This window comes from Streptomyces sp. NPDC050161 (genome assembly GCF_044460025.1).
Taxonomy (GTDB): Bacteria; Actinomycetota; Actinomycetes; order Streptomycetales; family Streptomycetaceae; genus Streptomyces.
Window position 1 is genome coordinate 1 of sequence record NZ_JBITJM010000046.1, and the last position, 18618, is coordinate 18618.

Sequence of the window (18618 nt, forward strand, 5' to 3'; positions counted from 1 at the left end):
TCTTCATAGCGGAGCTATGGGGACATTGCGGCAACGCCGCGAGCGTGCGTGCCAGACGCCGCGACGCCGCGGAGATCCGTCAGAAGCGCCCTAGCCCGCGTGCTCCCCGAGCTGCCCGAAGGGACGTCGAAGGAGGCACCCGCGGCTGCCCTCCGGGGCCTGGACGCCACGCCGGCGAGCGGCTTGGATCGATACTCCAGACCTTTTGGAGGACAAGTGCGTGCCCGTGGACAGCGGCCCGTCCCGCAGAGCCCCGAGCGGAAAGGGGCATCCGGCAGCGCCCGGCGGCCCCCGGCGCCGGCCCCCCGGCTCGGTACGGAGCGGTTGACGGCCAACTCACTGATGTCGCTCCAGCGCACGGTGGGCAACAGCGCCGTGTCGCGTCTCGTACGGAGTTCCGGCGCATCGGGCGGTGGCGTACCGGTGCAGCGCGCAGGGCGGGCCCCCGCACCGGAACGGCTGGGGGAGTACGCCGGTGCCATGGCGGACCCCGACAAGCGCGAGGGCATGTCGGCGCGCCGGTCGGGAGCCCTCACGACGTTCGGGCGACCGCTCCCCGGCCGGGACCAGATGTACGACATGGACGAAACCACCCCGGACTACGAAGAGCACGCCACGCATCCGACGAGCAAGGCTCCGCAGTCCGGTGGGCACTTCCACAACCTCTACGGGCGCGACGGCCAGGGCAGCGTCGCGGTGATGATGGAGAACTACCGCGCCCCGCAGGAGAAGTACACGGCCAGCGAGGCGTTCATCCACCAGTGGTCCCAGGCCGTGGCGCTCTTCGAGAAGACCGTCGGCAAGTCGGACGGGCAGCTCAAGAAGCTGGCCACGAAGGCGCTCCAGGAATCCACCGGACCCGCCGACGTACCGGACAGGCTCCCGGACAGCATCTTCCGGCAGAACATCTCAGGCGAAGAGGCCAAGGCAGCGCTCGGCCGCCTGCTGCCCGAGGGCAAGGACGACCTGGAGTACAAGGAGGGCGACGCCACCTACGACCAGGTCTTCACCACGGTGAACGGCAAGTCCACGAGAAACATCGTCTCCACGTTCAACGAACTCAAGAGGCACACCGGGAACAACAGCTCCTTCCGCATCACGGGCGGCGGCATCAGGCGGGACGCCTCCGGCAACTTCCAACTGCGGTTCGACGTCGGCGAGTAGCCCTCGACGTCACCCGGGTATGCCCGGCTTCCCTGGCCCCGGGGCGCCGCCCACATACCTGCCGAGGGGCGCCACGAGCGGGCCACGGTCAGGGGTGCCCGGCCGGGCGGCGCGCCCCCGGAACGGTTCCCTCCGCGACGGGCCAGGCGACCGGCCAGGTGTGCACCGGGTCACCGGTCTGCATCAGTTCGCTGTAGCGGCGGGTCATCGCGGCCAGCGCCGCGTCCCGCTCAAGACCCTGGTGCACGGCGTGACGGTACGCGGCGACCTGCCAGGAGGCGCCGTTCATCCGGCGTGCGCAACGCTGCTCGATGATCCCCAAATAGCGGTCACGGTCGGCGGGTTCGACACCCCACGCGTCCAGTCCCGCGGCGGCCAGCGGCAGCAGCTCCTGGCGCACCAGCCGCACCACCGGTATCTCCGCGAGGCCGCCCCGCCCCGGCCGGGGCCAGCGCAGCGTCGCGTCGATGCCGTACCGGGAGGCAGTGTCGAAGTTCTCCGCAGCCGCGGCGAACGGCAGCCGTGTCCACACCGGGCGGGGCTCATCGGCCAGCGCCCGCACCAGGCCGTAGTACAGCGCGGTGTTGGCGACGACGTCGTCGACGGTCGGCCCGGCGGGCAGCACGCGGTTCTCGACCCGAAGGTGCGGTACGCCGTCGGCGACCGCGTAGACCGGCCGGTTCCAGCGGTAGACCGTACCGTTGTGCAGCACCAGCTCCGCCAGGTCCGGAACCCCGCCGTCCGCCAGGACGGCCAGCGGCTCCTGCGGTCCGCAGATCGTCAGCAGCGGCGGGAAATAGCGGACGTTCTCCTCGAAGAGTTCGTACGCGGAGTCGACCCAGCGCTCGCCGAACCAGGTGCGCGGGCGCACCCCTTGGGCCTGGAGTTCGGGCGGCCGGGTGTCGGTGGCCTGCTGGAAGACCGGTGGCCGCGACTCCTGCCACAGCTCGCGGCCGAAGAGGAACGGCGAGTTGGCGCCGACGGCCACCTGCACCGCGGCGATGGCCTGCGCCGCGTTCCAGACGGCGGCGAAGCGGCCAGGCGTCACCTGGAGGTGCAGTTGGACGGAGGTGCAGGCCGCCTCGGGCGCGATCGAAGGCGACCGGGCGACCAGCCGCTCGACACCCTGGATGTCGAGCGCGAAGTCCTCGCCGCGGGCCGCGCGCATCTGGTCGTTGAGCAGGACGTAGCGGTCGATTTCGGAGAGGCTGGCGACCGTGAGATCCGCGGAGTGCAGCGTCGGCAGAATGCCGATCATCACGATGCGGGACGCCACTTCGCCGGCTTTACGGTCCGCGTAGGCGAGGCCGGTACGGAGTTCCTCCGCGAGGTGGCCGAGCACCTGTCCGTGCAAACGGTGCGGCGCGATGTTCACTTCCAGGTTGCACCGGGCGAGTTCGGTCTGGAAATCCCGGCTGGCGATACGTTCCAGCACTTGCGAGTTCATCATCCTGGGCAGCCCGTCGGCACCGGCCAGATTCAGCTCGATCTCCAGACCGACCAGATTTTTCGGGCGATCGAACCGTTTCTCCCCCAAGAGCCTCGACAGCGCCTCAAGACACTCGTGAAGCTTTCTTCGATAACGCTCCCGGTCCGCCGGACCGATGCCGTCCGCAGCGACCTTCTCCCCCATCGAAGGGTCCTTCCTCAAGTGAACGGCCCGCGGCAACGGGCCGCTCGGGGCCGTCCCCGGCACCGCCGGGGCACGCGTCACGGTCGATGATGCCCCGCAATCTGATCAATAACGCCTCAGGGGCGTTCCGTTACCGATAGGCTGGAGCGACAGAGCACTCTGGCACATTCCGATGGCACAACACGGCGGCAATCGCTCCCGGCATTTCTCTGGTGAGAAACGCCGACGAAATCCGGCCTACCGCGCGGAAGAGGAATGGCAAGGCACCGCGAACGACCCCCCGCACAAAGAGGCGGAAAACACCTCTCCCGCGGGTCCTGATTTCGCCTTGCCGTAAATTCACGAAACGGCTAGCGGAAACACCGACTGAACAAGTGTCGTATAAACTTCGCTGACGAGGCAGAGACTTGGTGCCCAGTGCCGCGTTGCCCGCATATGCGCCGAGCACAGCGGCCGGCCAGGCTCTGACCCCGCACGCTGACAGCGTCGTCCGCGTTTACCCGCACCACCGTGTCTCCCAAGTGAGAGGCGACCCACCATGCCGCTGCACATTCCTGCCGCACCCCCGCCGGCCCTGCGGAGCGTCCTCGCCGCCCTCGGCTCACCCACCGCCGTCCGCGAGGCCCGCACCCCCGCCCTGCGCTCCCACCAGGGCCCGCTGAGCGCCGACCAACCGCTCCCCGTCCACGTCCTGAAGGGCATCGGCCAGGCCGGCGGCCCGCCGCACACCCGGCTGGCCGGCTGGCGCTTCCTGGTACGCGGCGGCGAGCGTCCGGTCGCAGCCGCCGAGGCCAGGCTCACGGCGGACGGCTGGACGTTCTCGCACTTCTGCAGCGGCCCGTACGTCACCGCGACCGAACAGGCCCTGGTCCAGGCCGAGTCACTCAGCGCCGCGTACCAACCGCGCCTGCTCTCCGTGCCGGAGCTGTACATGGTCACGCTGTGGCTGCACCACGACATCGCGTCCGACGGCACCACCGGACTGCCCGCCGCCGGCGACCTGTTGGTGCCGCTGGCGCCCGCGCCGCCCGGCATCGCCGCCCATCTCCCGCAGCGGGTCGCCGACTTGCTGCCGCGGCTCACCCGCCGCCTCACCCCCGCCCCGCTCCTCGGCCAGGCGCCGCTCGGCCCGTCGGCACTCGGCTCCACCGCCTGACCCGGCACGCCGCATCCGCACGCCCCGAACCTGACACGGCGCACGCCGTCGCACAGCCGAGCGCCCCGCGAGCCCTTCCGGCCGCGGGGCGCTCGGCTGCGCTCACCCGCGCGGACCTGACCGCCGCTATCACCACCAACACCCTTCAGAGGGTGCGCATTTGGGAGCAACCGCCCGCACGGGTGACGCGTCCCTATCGAGTGCGTACCACTGCGGCGAAATCCCTGCGGAATTCCGTCCGCGGGGCAACACTGGGACCGAACCGAAGGAAACGGGGGAAGCGGCCATGACGACTTCATCGAGCCGCACAACAACGTTCACCGACCCGCAGCGAAAGACAACATCCATGTGTCAGCACCAGCCGCCCTGCCCGTCAGCCGAATCCACCGACCGGGAAGCCGCGCATCCGGTGGCCCATCACCCGGAACAGGGGTGGAGCCTGCTGTGCAACGGCGTCCTCCTCTTCGAGGACACCGGTGAGCTTCTGCCGGACGGGCAGGTCATCGCGCCGCACCGGCCGATCGGCGGATCACGGCTCGCCACCACCGTCTGACGCGGCACCCACGGAAACAACGGGGCCCCCGGCAGAACTGCCGAGGGCCCTTCTTGCTGCGCCGGTACGTCAGCTGTCGTAGTCCTCCAGCGGCGGGCAGGAGCAGACGAGGTTGCGGTCACCGAAGGCGCCGTCGATGCGGCGCACCGGCGGCCAGTACTTCTCCGCCGCCACCACACCGGCCGGGAAGACGGCCTCCTCACGGGTGTAGCCGTGGGTCCAGTCGCCACCCAGCGCGCTCGCCGTGTGCGGGGCGTTGCGCAGCGGGTTGTCGTCCTTGTCCCACTCCCCCGAGCCGACCTTCTCGATCTCCGCGCGGATCGCGATCATCGCGTCGCAGAACCGGTCGAGCTCGCCGAGGTCCTCGCTCTCGGTCGGCTCGATCATCAGCGTGCCGGCCACCGGGAACGACATCGTCGGCGCGTGGAAGCCATAGTCGATGAGCCGCTTGGCGACGTCGTCGATGCTCACGCCGGTCGCCTTCGTCAACGGCCGGACGTCGATGATGCACTCGTGCGCGACCAGCCCGCCGGGACCGGTGTAGAGCACCGGGTAGTGCGGCTCCAGACGCTTGGCGATGTAGTTGGCTCCGAGCACCGCGACCTGAGTGGCGCGCTTGAGGCCCTCGCCGCCCATCAGCCGGACGTACGCCCAGGAGATCGGCAGGATCCCGGCCGAGCCCCAGGGAGCGGCGGAGATCGGGCCGATGCCGGTCTCCGGGCCCGCGGTGGGCTGCAACGGGTGGTTGGGCAGGTACGGCGCGAGGTGGGCGCGGACGCCGACCGGGCCGACGCCGGGACCGCCACCGCCGTGCGGGATGCAGAAGGTCTTGTGCAGGTTCAGGTGCGAGACGTCGCCGCCGAACGTGCCCGGCTCGGCGAGCCCGACCAGCGCGTTCAGGTTCGCGCCGTCCACGTACACCTGACCGCCCGCTTCGTGCACGGCCGCGCAGATCTGGGTGATGTGCTCCTCGAACACACCGTGCGTGGACGGGTAGGTGACCATCAGGACGGCCAGCTCGTCGCGGTGCTTCTCGATCTTGGCGTGCAGATCGTCGGTGTCGACCTCACCGTCATCGCCGGTCTTGACGACGACGACCTTCATCCCGGCCATCACGGCGCTGGCGGCGTTGGTGCCGTGCGCGGACGACGGGATCAGGCAGACGGTGCGCTGCTCGTCGCCGTTGGCCCGGTGGTACGCCCGCACGGCCAGCAGACCGGCGAGTTCGCCCTGCGATCCGGCGTTGGGCTGGATGGACACCTTGTCGTAGCCGGTGACCGTGGCCAGCCGCTCCTCCAGCTCCTGGATCAGCGTGAGGTAGCCCTGCGCCTGCGCGGCCGGTGCGAACGGGTGCAGCTGGCCGAACTCGGGCCAGGTGACCGGCTCCATCTCCGTGGTGGCGTTCAGCTTCATCGTGCAGGAGCCGAGCGGGATCATGCCGCGGTCCAGCGCGTAGTCCTTGTCCGAGAGGCGGCGCAGGTAGCGCAGCATCGCGGTCTCGGAACGGTGCTGGTGGAAGACCGGGTGGCCGAGGTACCCGCTGGTCCGCCGTAGCTCTTCGGGCAGCGCGTCGGCCGAAGCCGCGTCCAGCCGCTCGACATCGCCCTCGACGCCGAAGGCACCCCAGACACCGGCCAGCTGCGCACGGCCGGTGGTCTCGTCACAGGCGATACCGACGAGGTCGGCGTCGACCAGGCGGAGGTTGACACCGGCCTCGCGGGCCGCGGCCACGACCTCGGCGGCCCGGCCGGGAACCCGCGCGGTGAGGGTGTCGAAGTACGCGTCGTGCACGAGCTGCACGCCGCCGGCCTTCAGACCGTCGGCGAGGATCGTGGCGTAACGGTGGGTGCGCCGTGCGATGTCCGCCAGCCCGTCAGGCCCGTGGTAGACGGCGTACATGCCCGCCATGACGGCCAGCAGCACCTGCGCGGTGCAGATGTTGCTGGTGGCCTTCTCGCGGCGGATGTGCTGCTCGCGGGTCTGCAGCGCCAGGCGGTAGCCCTTGTTGCCCTCGGCGTCGACGGACACTCCCACCAGCCGCCCCGGCAGGCTGCGGGCGAACTTCTCCCGTACGGCCATGAACCCGGCGTGCGGCCCGCCGAAGCCCATCGGGACGCCGAAACGCTGGGTGGTGCCGACCGCGATGTCCGCGCCGAGCTCACCGGGCGAGGTGAGCAGCGTCAGGGCCAGCAGGTCGGCGGCGACGGTGACGACCGCGCCCAGCTCCTGCGCCTGCGCGATGACGGCACGCGGGTCACGGACCGCGCCGGATGCACCCGGGTACTGGAGCAGCAGGCCGAAGACGCCACGCTCGGCGATCTCGGCGGGGATCCCCTCGCTCAGGTCGGCGACGACGACCTCGACGCCGGTCGGCTCGGCGCGGGTCCGGATGACGGCGATGGTCTGCGGCAGACAGTCCGCGTCGACCAGGAAGACGCCCTGCTTGACCTTGCCGACGCGGCGGGACAGCGCCATGGCCTCGGCCGCTGCGGTCCCCTCGTCCAGGAGGGAGGCTCCGGAGGTCGGCAGCCCGGTCAGGTCGGCGACCATGGTCTGGAAGTTGAGCAGCGCCTCCAGGCGGCCCTGCGAGATCTCCGGCTGGTAGGGCGTGTACGCCGTGTACCAGGCGGGGTTCTCCATCACGTTGCGCAGGATCACCGGCGGGGTGAACGTGCCGTAGTAGCCGAGGCCGATCATCGGGGAGAGAATCTTGTTGCGGTCGGCGAGACCGCGCAGTTCCGCCAGGACCTCCGCCTCGGAGCGGCCCTGCGGCAGGTCCAGCGCCTCCGCGCTCTTGATCACGTCGGGCACGGCGGCTGCGGTCAGCTCGTCCAGCGAGCCGAAACCGACCTGCGCGAGCATCTTGGCCTGCGACGCGTGGTCGGGGCCGATGTGCCGCTGTTCGAAGGGCGTACCGCGCTCCAGCTCGGTCAAGGAGATGCGTGTGGTGGTCATCTGCGGGGGCCTCCTGGTCTCAGCGACCTACGAGGGGCACCACGGCACTGGTGCCCGGACGGCCTCCCCCTCTGTCATCTCAACCTGAGAGCTTCACCGGCCCACGCCCGCAGACCGGCTTTCACCGTCGGTGAGGAGGGGTTCCGCGCTGCATCGCCCGTGGCCCGCCCTGCTTTCCAGAGTGACCTCGTCCATGCGGTACGTGTGCCTGAGAGATTCCGGGGAGGATTTGCTCCTTCGGCGCCCCCGCCGCGAACGGCAAAGGACTCTCCCGCATGGGGTCTGCGGCCATTTGCCAGCCTACCAGCGCGTCATCCGAGAGATCCTTCGAGTGGCCGAGGCATGAAATGTGCCGTTTGGTAGTTGTCACAAGGCAGTTGCGACCAGTTGGAGGGGCCGTGCAAACCGATATCGATCCCCGGAGCCTGATCGGCCGCAAGGCATTCGACCGCCACGGAGCCAAAATCGGCACCGTGGACGAGGTGTATCTCGACGACGCCACCGGAGAGCCGGAATGGGCCGCGGTACGCACGGGTCTCTTCAGCCGCGACGCCTTCGTCCCCCTGGAACCCAGCAAGGTGGTCGACGAGGGACTGCACATCCCGTACGACCGCAAGCTGATCAAGGACGCCCCCGACTTCGGCGTCGGCCGGCACCTCTCCCCCGAACAGGAACTCCAGCTCTACCACCACTACCGGCTGGATATCTCCTCCCCTCCGGCCTCCGCACCCGCCGACCAGGGCTTCGGACGGGTGGCCGGAACGGACGACTGAGACGCGGGCCCGCCGCCCGCCGCCGGGCGCACCACGGGCCCCACCACGGCGCCCGGCGGCGGCTGCGCGGCCGGATCCCCACCCACCAGCGGCAACGGCTCCCCGGGCCGCAGCGCCTGATCGTCGACGGCGAACGTCCGCACCCTCCCGGGCGCCGACCAGGGCTGCTCGAACCGTACGGTCACCCGCCCCACACCGCTGCCCTGCACCCACCCCGCGCCGAACTCCTCGTGAACCACATCGAGCCCGGGGTGCCAGACCCGTGGCCGCGCCTCCTCCGCCGGCTCCGGCTCACCCTGCCCCGCCACCTCCACCGCAGGCGCCGCCTGGGCCGCCTGGGCCGCCAGAGCCGCCTCGACGGCCTCCCGCTCCGTCGCCGCCTGGGCGAACAGGTCCTCCTGCGTGAAGTCGGCCAGGCCGCTCACCCCCACACCGAGCAGCCGCACCCCGCCCGTGGTGTCGACGGTCTCCAACAGCCGGGTGGCGGCCTCGCGGATCACCGACGGATCGTCCGTCGGCCCGCGCAGCGTCTCCGACCGGGTCAGCGTCGAGAAGTCGTAGTTCCGCACCTTGATCACCACCGTGCGCCCGGAACGGCCGGCCGCCCGCAGCCGCTGCACACAACGGTCGGCCAGCCGCAGCAGCTCCGACCGCACCCGCGTCCGGTCGGTCAGGTCAACGTCGAAGGTGTCCTCCACCGACACCGACTTCGCGTCGCGCTCGGCCACCACCGGGCGGTCGTCCCGGCCCAGCGCCATGGCGTACAGCCCCGCGCCGTGCGCCCGCCCCAGAAGCCGCACCAGCTCCGCCTCACCCGCCTCCGCGGTCTCGGCCACCGTCGCGATCCCGGCCCTGCGCAGCGCCTCGGCAGTCGCCGGACCGACCCCGGGCAGCGTACGCACCGGCATCGGCCCCAGCAGTTCCCGCTCGGTGCCCGGCTCGATCACCACCAGGCCGTCCGGTTTGGCCGCCTCCGACGCGATCTTGGCCAGCATCTTGGCGCCTGCCAGCCCCACCGAACCGGTCAGGCCCGTGACGGCCCTGATGTCCCGCCGCAGCTGCTCCCCCACCGCACGGACGGCCGCCGTCTCGGCGGCGACGCCACCGGCCTCCAGATCGACGAACGCCTCATCCAGGCTCAGCGGCTCGACCAACGGCGACAGAGCGTGCAGCAGCTCCATCACCAAGCCACTCACTTGGCGGTAGACCGTGAAGCGCGGACTCAAGTAAGCGGCGTTGGGGCACAGCCGACGCGCCTGAGCGGTCGGCATCGCGGACCGCACCCCGAAGACCCGCGCCTCGTACGACGCGGTGGACACGACCCCACGCGGCCCGATCCCGCCGACGATCACGGGCTTTCCGCGCAGGCTCGGCTTGGCCGCCTGCTCGGCGGCTGCGAAGAACGCATCCATGTCGAGATGCAGAATCGTCGGCGCTGGTCTCACAAGACCGATGCTGCCGCATACCACTGACAATCGGCCCCGAGCCGGGCCGCGGAGCCGTCCGCCGGGGTCAGCCGGCGCGGTTGCGCCGCCGGGCCAGCTCGTCGTGCGGGTTCTGCCCGATCAGGGTCTCGCCGGTGTCCACCCGCTCACCGTGCAGCTGCGACAGCGTGCTCTCCACGTCCCGCCACACCACGCCGATGGCGATACCGAACACGCCCTGCCCGCCCTGGAGCAGGTCCACGACCTGGTCGGGCGAGGTGCACTCGTAGACGGTCGCGCCGTCGCTCATCAGCGTCATCCGCGTCAGATCGGCCAGCCCGCGCGCGCGCAGGTGCTGAACCGCGGTGCGGATGTTCTGCAACGAGACACCGGTGTCGAGCAGCCGCTTCACGATCTTCAGGACGACGACGTCGCGGAAGCTGTAGAGCCGTTGGGTACCGGAGCCGTAAGCGGGGCGGACGCTCGGCTCGACCAGGCCGGTACGCGCCCAGTAGTCGAGCTGCCGATAGGTGATGCCGGCTGCGGCGCACGCGGTCGGGCCGCGGTAGCCGATGGTCTCCGCCTCGCGGTCCCCCGACACCGCCGCGGTCTGTACCGGGGTGCGGTTCGCCGCCACATTCGAATGGAGCGGCAACGCCCCTTCCGCCGCCGTACCGTCGCCGGTGATTGCCACGCCGCCCTCCGTCCTCCACGTCCCGGACGGGACCTGCATATCGACGGTATGCAGTCACTCGGGGTGCGTCAACGATCGCCGCGCTCGCCACGCCGAGTGATAATCACCCCACGAGTGGTTTCCCGTGACTCCGGACGGGGAACGCGTAGCAGGTTGGCCGAAAGAGAACGGCCGTGGCCGAATTCTCCGGCCCGGCCGCTGTCACTGACTGTTGGTACCGAAGTCCTCGGGCGAAATCTGGTCGAGGAACTCGCGGAACTTCTCCACCTCGTCCTCCTGCTCGTCCGGGATCGCGATGCCCGCGTCGTCCAGCACACCGTCGGTACCGAAGATCGGCGTTCCGGTGCGCAGCGCCAGCGCTATCGCGTCGGACGGACGGGCACTGACCTCCACCCCGCTGGCGAAGACCAGTTCGGCATAGAACACCCCCTCGCGCAGATCCGTGATGCGGACCTGCGTCAGCTCCTGGCCCACCGCCTCCAGCACGTCCTTGAAAAGGTCATGCGTCAGCGGCCTGGCAGGGACCATGCCCTGCTGGGCGAAAGCAATGGCGGTGGCCTCCCCCGGCCCGATCCAAATGGGCAAGTAGCGGTCGCCTCCCACCTCCCGTAGCAGCACGATCGGTTGGCTGGAAGGCATTTCCACCCGGACACCCACGACGTCGAGCTCGTTCACACAGCAACCCTAGGACGTGCCCGGCAGGTTTGGGTAGTCGGGCACTCTTTTGCTCATGGGAGACGGAGCCGGAGCGCGGCCTGGACCAGTGCCGCGTGCAGCCGTACGGACAGCGTCGCCAGCTCCCTCGCGGTGGCCTCCGCATGCGCCCTGGTCTGCGGATTGCGATGCCGCCGCAGAGGTGCGACCACCTGTTCCACCAGGCCGGCCTCACGTTCGGCAGCCGCCTTCACGGCCCGCAGATGGCGCGGTTCCAATCCGAAACGGCCGAGATCCGCCACCAGTTTGGCCACGGTGACCGCCTCGACGTCGTAACCGCCGTCCGCATCGGGCACGATCAGCCCGTACGCCTCCCAGTCGGTCAGCGCGGCCTCGTCGACCTCGGCGGCAGCCAGCAGCTCCGCACGGCCGATACGGACCGCCGTAGGACGCTCCTCGTCGGGCCCGTGCACCCCCTCCACCAGATCCCGGGACGGGGTGGCCGGAGCCGGGAGCTGGACCGGCTCACCGCGCTCCAGGGCGTCCAGATGCTCCCGGATGACCTTCAGCGGCAGATAGTGGTCCCGCTGCATGCGCAGGATGCTCGCCAGCCGATGGACGTCCTGAGCGGTGAATTTGCGGTACCCGGACGGTGTACGCGTCGGCTCGACGAGTCCCTCGGCCTCCAAGAAACGGATCTTGGAGATCGTGACCTCGGGAAACTCCTCGCGCAGCTTGGTGAGCACCGCGCCGATGCTCACCGGCTTGCCGTCCGAAGAGGCGGTGCCGGACGTACCGGCACCGCCTGTCGGTGTATGGCGCATATACCTTCCCCGGCCGGTCAGATACCGGCGCCTCGCTGGCTCGCGTAGAAGACCAGGCGGTACTTGCCGATCTGCACCTCGTCGCCGTTGGCAAGGGCGACGGAGTCGATCCGCTCACGGTTGACGTAGGTGCCGTTGAGGCTGCCGACGTCGGAGACCGTGAAGACACCGTCCTGACCGCGACGGAACTCCACATGGCGGCGGGAGACCGTCACATCGTCGAGGAAGATGTCGCCCTGCGGGTGTCGGCCCGCCGTGGTCAGCTCGCCGTCCAGGAGGAACCGGCTGCCGGAGTTCGGACCCCGGCGCACGACCAGCAGCGCCGAGCCCAACGGCAGGGCGTCCACGGCCGCCTGGGCCTCGGGGGACAACGACGGGGTCAGGGTCTGGCCCGTCGCCTCCGCGTCGTACGCCTCAAGGCCCGAGATGGAGATGGTCGATGTCGTCTCGGATGCGCGCTCGGGCCTGGCGCCCGCGCGCAGCGGCGCACCGCAGTTGGAGCAGAACCGGCTCGCCTCGGCGTTCCGGTGACCGCACCTCGTACAAACCGGCAAGGCCGACCCTCCATCCGTGCCCGACGTCGACGGATCCTGGGAACCTATGCGGCCGGGACCGGAAGGGTCAACAGAACCCGCGCCGTGGCCTCCGGAAACACCACCGGCCGGACCCGCGACCTCGTCGCGGAAGAGCGGACGGTCCTCGCCGGAGCCGCTCTCGTCGGACTGGCGCGGAGCGCGGTGCCGCGCCGAGCCGCTGCCGCCCTCCTGTCGTGCGCTCTTGCCGAACAGCTTTGCAAACAACTTCACGGGCGATTCCCCTTGAACGAAACAGACCCGCCCGTGGGGCAGGACGAACCCTCGATGCACACACCGGCCGATCCGGACATCCTGTGAACGTCCGTGGCCTTCAGACAGTTTCCACCACGCACCACGTACACGGTGCGTCGACCCCCCGCTACTTCATGCCCTCCCCGGGCTCTCCCCATACGCGTCTCTCTCACTGCGATGACGACCGAGCGTAGTCAGGCCGCTTCGCCTCTCGCAAGGCGTCCACAATGATCTTCCCCACTCGGGTCACATCCACCGTGGCCTGCTCCTTTTCCAGCGTCTGCACCACACCACCAGGGATGTTGAGCGCCGGCTCCAGGTCCTGCGGCTTGCCGATGACCTTGAACCGGTACGGCTGCGTGACCCGCTTGCCGTCGATCTGCACCCCGCCCGTGACATCCGAAAGAGCGGTACTCGCGACCACCCGTACGTCATTCACCTGGATCGCCTCGGCGCCGGCCGCACGCAACTCCTGGATGGTGTCCAGCAACTTGTCCGCCTCCACGGAGTGCGTCGGGTCATCGATGGTCAGATTGATGCCGGGCCCCTGGGCCACGACGGTCCCGGCCAGCACGCCCAGCTGCTGTTCCTTCTCCACGGTCTGCTTTCGGGCCTCCTCGGCCTGGTTCGAGCTGTTCTCCAACTCGGTCTTCTGTCCTTCCAGGCGCCGCTGTTCGTCCGTCAACCGCTGCGAGCGATTGTCCAGTTCGTCCAGGATCCGCACCAGGTCCTCCTGGCGCGCACCCCGCAGCGCACTGCTGTCACTCGTGGAACGTACCTGAATCGCCAGGCCGAGGCCGAGAATGAACAGGAGTACCGCAACGATCAGTTGAGCGCGGGTCAGCCGCGGCGGCCACAGGCTGGCACGCAGCCGCTGCCGGCCGGTCTGCGGCTCGTCCGGAGCCTTACCGTCCTCTTCCGTGCCCTCCGGGGCCTGCGACGATGACGGAACGGAGGACGCCGTCACGTCCTCACCGGGCACCGAGGCAGCCGGACCACCACCGCCGTCCCCGTCCTCCGCACCGGCCCGCTGCGGGGCACCACGGCTCTCCGGAGGCATCGGCCGCCGGTCCGCCGCACCGCGCGCCGGTTCCGCGTCCGCCGCCCGCTCACGTCCGGGCGCGTCACCGGGCCGGGGGCTCTCGCCGGGCTCCTGCGCCCGCTCCGGCTCCGGGGTCTCGTCGGTAGCCATCCGCCTCACGCCCTGAAGACGTGCCGGCGGATCGCGGCAGCGTTGGAGAAGATCCGGATTCCCAGCACCACGACGACGCCGGTGGAGAGTTGGGCGCCGACGCCGAGCTTGTCGCCGAGGAACACGATCAGCGCGGCCACCACGACGTTCGACAGGAAGGAAACGACGAAGACCTTGTCGTCGAAGATGCCGTCCAGCATCGCGCGCAGACCACCGAACACGGCGTCCAGCGCCGCGACGACAGCGATCGGAAGGTAGGGCTCGACCACCGTCGGCACCACGGGTCGGACCACGAGCCCGACCACGACTCCCACGATGAGGCCCAGTACGGCGATCACGATGTGCCCTTCCCTGTGTCGGCGCCGTCCGCCTTCGCGGCACCGGCCTGCGGCTGTGCTGTACGTACGATCAAACTGGGCGCGGGCGGCAGCTTGACCTCACTCTCGGCCGAAATCCTGGTGCGTACGCCGTAGTTCTCCTGCAACACGTGCAGATACCGGCCGTCGGCGCTGTCCTGGAACGCGGTGCTGAGCCGCTGCCCGTCCCCCACCGCCAGCACCGTATAGGGCGGCACCAGTGGCTTGTTGTCGACCAGTATGGCGTCTCCTGCGGCTCTGATCGCCGAGAGTGACGTAAGCCGCTGCCCGTTGACGGAAATCGCCTCGGCGCCGGCCCCCCACAGGCCGTTGACCACCCGCTGCATGTCCCGGTCGCGCACCCGCCCGGTGTCGGTGAAACCACTGCTCTCCCGGGGACCACCGCCACTGGACGCCGCTTCCTTGGCGTCGTCCACGACCAGCTTCACCCCAGGGCCTGTGACCTGCGTCGATCCGGCCAGCAGCGCCAGCAGCTCGGCCTTGTCACCGCCGTGTCTGCGCAGCGCCTCACGCTGCATCGCATCGACGGAGTCCCGCAGCGCGTCCACCCGCTCCTGCTGCTCGTCGGCCTCGCCGGTGCCCTTCTGGATGCGGTGGACGAGTTCCTCGTGCTCCTTGGCCAGCGTCGGTGCCGACACCCGCGCCTGCGCGGCGCCGACCGTCACCACCACCGCCGCGAGCACCAGCCCCGCCGCAAGGCCCAACTTCGCCCGCAGCGTGCGGGGCAGGCCGCGCACACCGGCTGCGGACTTGCGCGCGGCGACCTCCGCGTAGCCGTCGTCGAGGCTGTGATCCATCACGTTCGTCAGCAGCGACATGGACGCATCGGGGCGCGCAGCCGGCTTCTTGATGGTGCTCCGATCGGGGCGCTGCTGCGACATGCCGCACATCGTCGCACGTCGCCCGCACGGTCTCCCAATGGCCCCACCGGCATGCCGAGTCCGGCACGCCGGTGGGGTCCGGCCTCAGCGTCCGGCGCCGTCGACCACCGCTGACCACTCGTCCAGCAGCTGCTGAGCCGAGGCATCGTCCGGCCCCTCGGCCCACAGATGCGTGACCGCCTCGGCGGGGTCGGGCAGCACCAGCACCCAGCGGCCGTCCGACTCGACGACCCGCACCCCGTCCGTGGTGTCGACTGACCGGTCACCAGCCGCCTCGACCACATGCCGCATGACCAGGCCCTTCACCGCCCACGGCGTCGCCAGATCACGACGCTGGACGTGCGCACGCGGAATCCGCGCATCGATCTGGCTCAGCGTGAGCTGCGTACGGGCCACCAGACCGATCAGCCGCACAAACGCCGCCGAACCGTCGAAGACGCTGCTGAACTCCGGAATGATGAAGCCGCCCCGGCCATCGCCGCCGAAGACGGTGCCGTCCTCACGGCCCACCCGCGTCAGATCGTCGGGCGACGTCGTCGTCCACTCGACCTGGGTGCCGTGATACGCGGCGACCTGTTCGGCGATCCGCGTCGTGGTCACCGGCAACGCCACACGGCCACTGCGCCGTTCCGCGGCGATCAGATCGAGCATCACCAGCAGCGCACGGTCGTCCTCGATGATCCGGCCACGCTCGTCCACCAAGGACAGCCGCTCACCGACGGGATCGAAGCGCACGCCGAACGCGGCCCGCGCCGATGCCACGATCTCCCCGAGGCGGACGAGCCCCTTGCGCCGGGTGTCGGCCGTCTCGGTCGGCCGCGACTCGTCCAAACCGGGATTGATGGTGAGGGAGTCCACCCCGAGGCGGCCCAGCAGGCTGGGCAGCACCAGCCCGGCGCTGCCGTTCGACGCGTCGACGACGACCTTCAGCCCGGAATCGGCGATGCCCGTGGTGTCCACGGCCCGCAGCAGGGATCCCGTGTACGAGTCGAAGACGCTGGACGGGAACCGCAGATCACCGATCTCACCCGGGAAAGCGCGGCGGTATTCCTGGCGGGCATAGACGCGGTCGAGCTTGCGCTGGCTCGCCTGCGAGAGGTCGGCGCCACGCTCGTCGAAGAACATGATGTCGACGGAGTCCGGCACCCCGGGCGTCGTCCGCACCATGATCCCGCCCGCGCTGCCACGAGCCGTCTGCTGCCGCGCCACCGGCAGCGGCACGTTCTCCAGGTCGCGCACGTCTATGGCACTGGCCTGGAGGGCGGAGATCACCGCGCGTTTCAGCGCCCGCGCACCACGGGAATGGTCGCGTGCGGTGGTGACCGTGGTGCCCTTCTTCAGCGTCGTGGCATACGCCCCGGCGAGCCGCACGGCGAGTTCGGGCGTGATCTCGACGTTGAGAATGCCGGAAACCCCGCGGGCACCGAAGAGATGCGCCTGCCCCTTGGATTCCCAGATCACCGAGGTGTTGACGAAAGCGCCGGCCTCCACGGTCTTGAACGGATAGACCCGCACATTGCCCTGGACGATCGATTCCTCGCCGACGAGACACTCATCGCCGATCACCGCACCGTCCTCGATCCGGGCGGCCCGCATGATGTCGGTGTTCTTCCCGATCACACACCCACGCAGATTGGTGTGCCGGCCGATGTAAACGTTGTCGTGGACGACGGCCTTGTGCAGGAAGGCACCGCTCTTGACGACGACGTTGGAGCCGATGATCGTGTGCTCGCGGATCTCGACGTCCGCCTCGACCTTCGCGTAGTCACCGATGTAAAGCGGCCCTCTCAGGACCGCGTCGGGATGGACCTCGGCGCCTTCCGCGATCCATACACCCGGAGAGATCTCGAAGCCGTCGAGATCGACATCGACCTTGCCCTCCAGGACATCGGCCTGCGCCTTCACATAACTCTCGTGGGTACCGACGTCCTCCCAGTAGCCTTCGGCGACATAGCCGTAGATCGGCTTGCCTTCCTTCATCAGCTGCGGGAAGACGTCGCCCGACCAGTCCACGGAAACATCGGGTTGCACGTAGTCGAAGACCTCGGGCTCCATGACGTAGATGCCCGTGTTGACGGTGTCCGAGAACACCTGGCCCCAGGTCGGCTTTTCCAGGAAGCGTTCGACCTTGCCGGCTTCGTCGACGATGGTGATGCCGAACTCCAACGGATTGGGCACCCTCGTCAGACAAACGGTGACGAGGGCGCCCTTCTCCTTGTGGAACCGGATCAGGTCGGTGAGGTCGAAGTCGGTGAGCGCGTCACCGGAAATGACGAGGAAAGCATCATCCCGGAGGGCTTCCTCCGCATTCTTCACGCTACCTGCGGTGCCCAGAGGTTTTTCCTCATTGGCGTAGGTGAGCTCCATTCCGAGCTCTTCCCCGTCGCCGAAGTAGTTCCGGACGAGCGAGGCAAGGAATTGCACAGTCACGACGGTCTCATTGAGACCATGCCGTTTCAGCAGCCTGAGCACATGCTCCATGATCGGCCTATTGGCCACCGGGAGCAGCGGTTTGGGCATGCTGGACGTCATGGGGCGAAGGCGTGTGCCTTCACCGCCGGCCATCACAACGGCCTTCATGTCGGAAGCGTCCTCCTCTAAGAGACGACGGTCTTGCCGACTTCACCCGTCCAGATCGCCCACTGTTCTCACGCACGGGCACCGGGTAGTACGGGTTTTGCCTGTTCGGCGAGCTCAGTCGGCTGTGGTGTCCGCCCTGATGATCCGGCGGACCTGAACCACGTAGAGGATTCCTGCCCACCAGTACAGCGCCGTACCCCATCCGGCGAACGCCCATCCGAAAATAGCAGCGAGAGTCTGGAGCCAGCCACTTCCCACACTCAAGAGGAGCAACGGGAAGGCGTACATGAGGTTGAACGTGGCTGCCTTGCCCAGGAAGTTCACCTGCGGCGGGCCGTAACCGTGCCGGCCCAGGAATCCGACGGCGATCAACAACATGAGTTCACGCGCGAGCAGCGCCGCGGTGAGCCACCACGGCAGGATCTCCCGCCAGGTGAGCCCCACCAGGGTCGACAGAATGTACAGCCGGTCGGCGGCCGGGTCGAGGATGCGCCCCAGGCTGCTGATCTGGTTCCAGCGGCGGGCGAGCTTTCCGTCCAGGTAGTCGCTGACGCCGCTCAGGGCGAGTACCAGCAGCGCCCAGCGGTTGGCCGACTCGGGCCCGCCGAATTCCGGCCAGAGAATCAACCACAGGAACACCGGCACACCGACCAGGCGCGCCATGCTCAGAATGTTCGGGATGGTGAGGACGCGATCCGTCTGGACCCGCGTCTCCTGGACCTCCACGCGGGGGCCTCCTGTGGGAAATGTGCCAATGATGCCCCCTGACCTTACCTGCACGGCCGGCGGCTCCGTACCGTGGGTCCGGTCCGAACTCTTCCGGGGAACGCAAAAAGGCTCCGGTTCCTGAACCAAAAGGTCCAGGAACCGGAGCTGAAAAATTGTTCGGCGGCGTCCTACTCTCCCACAGAGTCCCCTCTGCAGTACCATC

Annotated in this window: 16 protein-coding genes and 1 riboswitch; of the genes, 4 read left to right on the top strand and 12 right to left on the bottom strand. The window is 69.3% G+C overall.

Annotation, left to right across the window (positions count from 1 at the left end):
• Positions 1-324 precede the first annotated feature (324 nt).
• The gene (locus tag ACIBK8_RS35365) at positions 325-1164 is read left to right on the top strand and encodes a hypothetical protein (RefSeq protein WP_399046746.1); all 840 of its coding nucleotides are present in this window, start codon (positions 325-327) and stop codon (positions 1162-1164) included.
• Positions 1165-1252: 88 nt separating this feature from the next.
• Here the strand turns inward: ACIBK8_RS35365 and ACIBK8_RS35370 are convergent, their stop codons facing one another.
• Positions 1253-2797 (bottom strand): glutamate-cysteine ligase family protein, encoded by a 1545-nt coding sequence (locus tag ACIBK8_RS35370; RefSeq protein ID WP_399046748.1) that lies wholly within the window; start codon positions 2795-2797, stop codon positions 1253-1255.
• Between the two features lie 538 nt (positions 2798-3335).
• Here ACIBK8_RS35370 and ACIBK8_RS35375 point away from each other — a divergent pair.
• Both ACIBK8_RS35375 and ACIBK8_RS35380 read left to right on the top strand, forming a co-directional pair.
• Complete coding sequence (locus ACIBK8_RS35375; RefSeq protein WP_393686729.1) at positions 3336-3953, top strand: hypothetical protein; 618 nt, start codon at positions 3336-3338, stop codon at positions 3951-3953.
• Positions 3954-4299: 346 nt separating this feature from the next.
• Entirely contained in the window at positions 4300-4506 is a 207-nt protein-coding gene (locus ACIBK8_RS35380; RefSeq protein WP_308409344.1) for a DUF5999 family protein, read from the top strand.
• 69 nt (positions 4507-4575) lie between these two features.
• Here the strand turns inward: ACIBK8_RS35380 and gcvP are convergent, their stop codons facing one another.
• Positions 4576-7461 (bottom strand): aminomethyl-transferring glycine dehydrogenase, encoded by a 2886-nt coding sequence (gene gcvP / locus ACIBK8_RS35385; protein ID WP_399046749.1) that lies wholly within the window; start codon positions 7459-7461, stop codon positions 4576-4578.
• Positions 7462-7647: 186 nt separating this feature from the next.
• Positions 7648-7745, bottom strand: a riboswitch (glycine riboswitch).
• A gap of 114 nt (positions 7746-7859) precedes the next feature.
• On the opposite strand from gcvP, the gene ACIBK8_RS35390 reads away from it, so the two are divergent.
• Entirely contained in the window at positions 7860-8234 is a 375-nt protein-coding gene (locus ACIBK8_RS35390) for a PRC-barrel domain-containing protein (protein ID WP_399046751.1), read from the top strand.
• On the opposite strand, the gene ACIBK8_RS35395 is transcribed toward ACIBK8_RS35390, so the two are convergent.
• From ACIBK8_RS35395 to ACIBK8_RS35440, 10 genes are all read right to left on the bottom strand, one after another.
• Complete coding sequence (locus tag ACIBK8_RS35395) at positions 8153-9679, bottom strand: DNA polymerase IV (protein WP_399046752.1); 1527 nt, start codon at positions 9677-9679, stop codon at positions 8153-8155. The genes ACIBK8_RS35390 and ACIBK8_RS35395 overlap by 82 nt on opposite strands.
• A 67-nt stretch (positions 9680-9746) precedes the next feature.
• Positions 9747-10352 (bottom strand): MerR family transcriptional regulator, encoded by a 606-nt coding sequence (locus ACIBK8_RS35400; RefSeq protein ID WP_399046753.1) that lies wholly within the window; start codon positions 10350-10352, stop codon positions 9747-9749.
• Between the two features lie 201 nt (positions 10353-10553).
• The gene (locus ACIBK8_RS35405) at positions 10554-11027 is read right to left on the bottom strand and encodes a bifunctional nuclease family protein (RefSeq protein WP_006606439.1); all 474 of its coding nucleotides are present in this window, start codon (positions 11025-11027) and stop codon (positions 10554-10556) included.
• Positions 11028-11080: 53 nt separating this feature from the next.
• Positions 11081-11830: a MerR family transcriptional regulator gene (locus ACIBK8_RS35410; protein WP_399046755.1), complete on the bottom strand. Its 750-nt coding sequence runs from the start codon at positions 11828-11830 to the stop codon at positions 11081-11083.
• Positions 11831-11847: 17 nt separating this feature from the next.
• Complete coding sequence (locus ACIBK8_RS35415; protein WP_399046760.1) at positions 11848-12708, bottom strand: FHA domain-containing protein; 861 nt, start codon at positions 12706-12708, stop codon at positions 11848-11850.
• Between the two features lie 118 nt (positions 12709-12826).
• Complete coding sequence (locus ACIBK8_RS35420; RefSeq protein ID WP_399046762.1) at positions 12827-13717, bottom strand: DUF881 domain-containing protein; 891 nt, start codon at positions 13715-13717, stop codon at positions 12827-12829.
• Between the two features lie 137 nt (positions 13718-13854).
• On the bottom strand, positions 13855-14187 hold the full coding sequence (locus ACIBK8_RS35425; protein ID WP_003984969.1) for a small basic family protein: 333 nt from the start codon (positions 14185-14187) through the stop codon (positions 13855-13857).
• Complete coding sequence (locus ACIBK8_RS35430) at positions 14184-15116, bottom strand: DUF881 domain-containing protein (protein WP_399046757.1); 933 nt, start codon at positions 15114-15116, stop codon at positions 14184-14186. The genes ACIBK8_RS35425 and ACIBK8_RS35430 overlap by 4 nt, the downstream gene beginning before the upstream one ends.
• A 75-nt stretch (positions 15117-15191) precedes the next feature.
• Positions 15192-17687 (bottom strand): sugar phosphate nucleotidyltransferase, encoded by a 2496-nt coding sequence (locus ACIBK8_RS35435; protein ID WP_399046759.1) that lies wholly within the window; start codon positions 17685-17687, stop codon positions 15192-15194.
• 114 nt (positions 17688-17801) lie between these two features.
• Entirely contained in the window at positions 17802-18413 is a 612-nt protein-coding gene (locus ACIBK8_RS35440) for a CDP-alcohol phosphatidyltransferase family protein (RefSeq protein ID WP_393686720.1), read from the bottom strand.
• Positions 18414-18618: the final 205 nt, after the last annotated feature.

Excerpts from the sequence above, each read along its gene's own strand:
- gcvP (WP_399046749.1), bottom strand. The coding sequence starts at position 7,461 with ATGACCACCACACGCATCTCCTTGACCGAGCTGGAGCGCGGTACGCCC.
- ACIBK8_RS35380 (WP_308409344.1), top strand. The coding sequence starts at position 4,300 with ATGTGTCAGCACCAGCCGCCCTGCCCGTCAGCCGAATCCACCGACCGG.
- ACIBK8_RS35430 (WP_399046757.1), bottom strand. The coding sequence starts at position 15,116 with ATGTGCGGCATGTCGCAGCAGCGCCCCGATCGGAGCACCATCAAGAAG.
- ACIBK8_RS35375 (WP_393686729.1), top strand. The coding sequence starts at position 3,336 with ATGCCGCTGCACATTCCTGCCGCACCCCCGCCGGCCCTGCGGAGCGTC.
- ACIBK8_RS35370 (WP_399046748.1), bottom strand. The coding sequence starts at position 2,797 with ATGGGGGAGAAGGTCGCTGCGGACGGCATCGGTCCGGCGGACCGGGAG.
- ACIBK8_RS35435 (WP_399046759.1), bottom strand. The coding sequence starts at position 17,687 with ATGAAGGCCGTTGTGATGGCCGGCGGTGAAGGCACACGCCTTCGCCCC.
- ACIBK8_RS35420 (WP_399046762.1), bottom strand. The coding sequence starts at position 13,717 with ATGCCTCCGGAGAGCCGTGGTGCCCCGCAGCGGGCCGGTGCGGAGGAC.
- ACIBK8_RS35410 (WP_399046755.1), bottom strand. The coding sequence starts at position 11,830 with ATGCGCCATACACCGACAGGCGGTGCCGGTACGTCCGGCACCGCCTCT.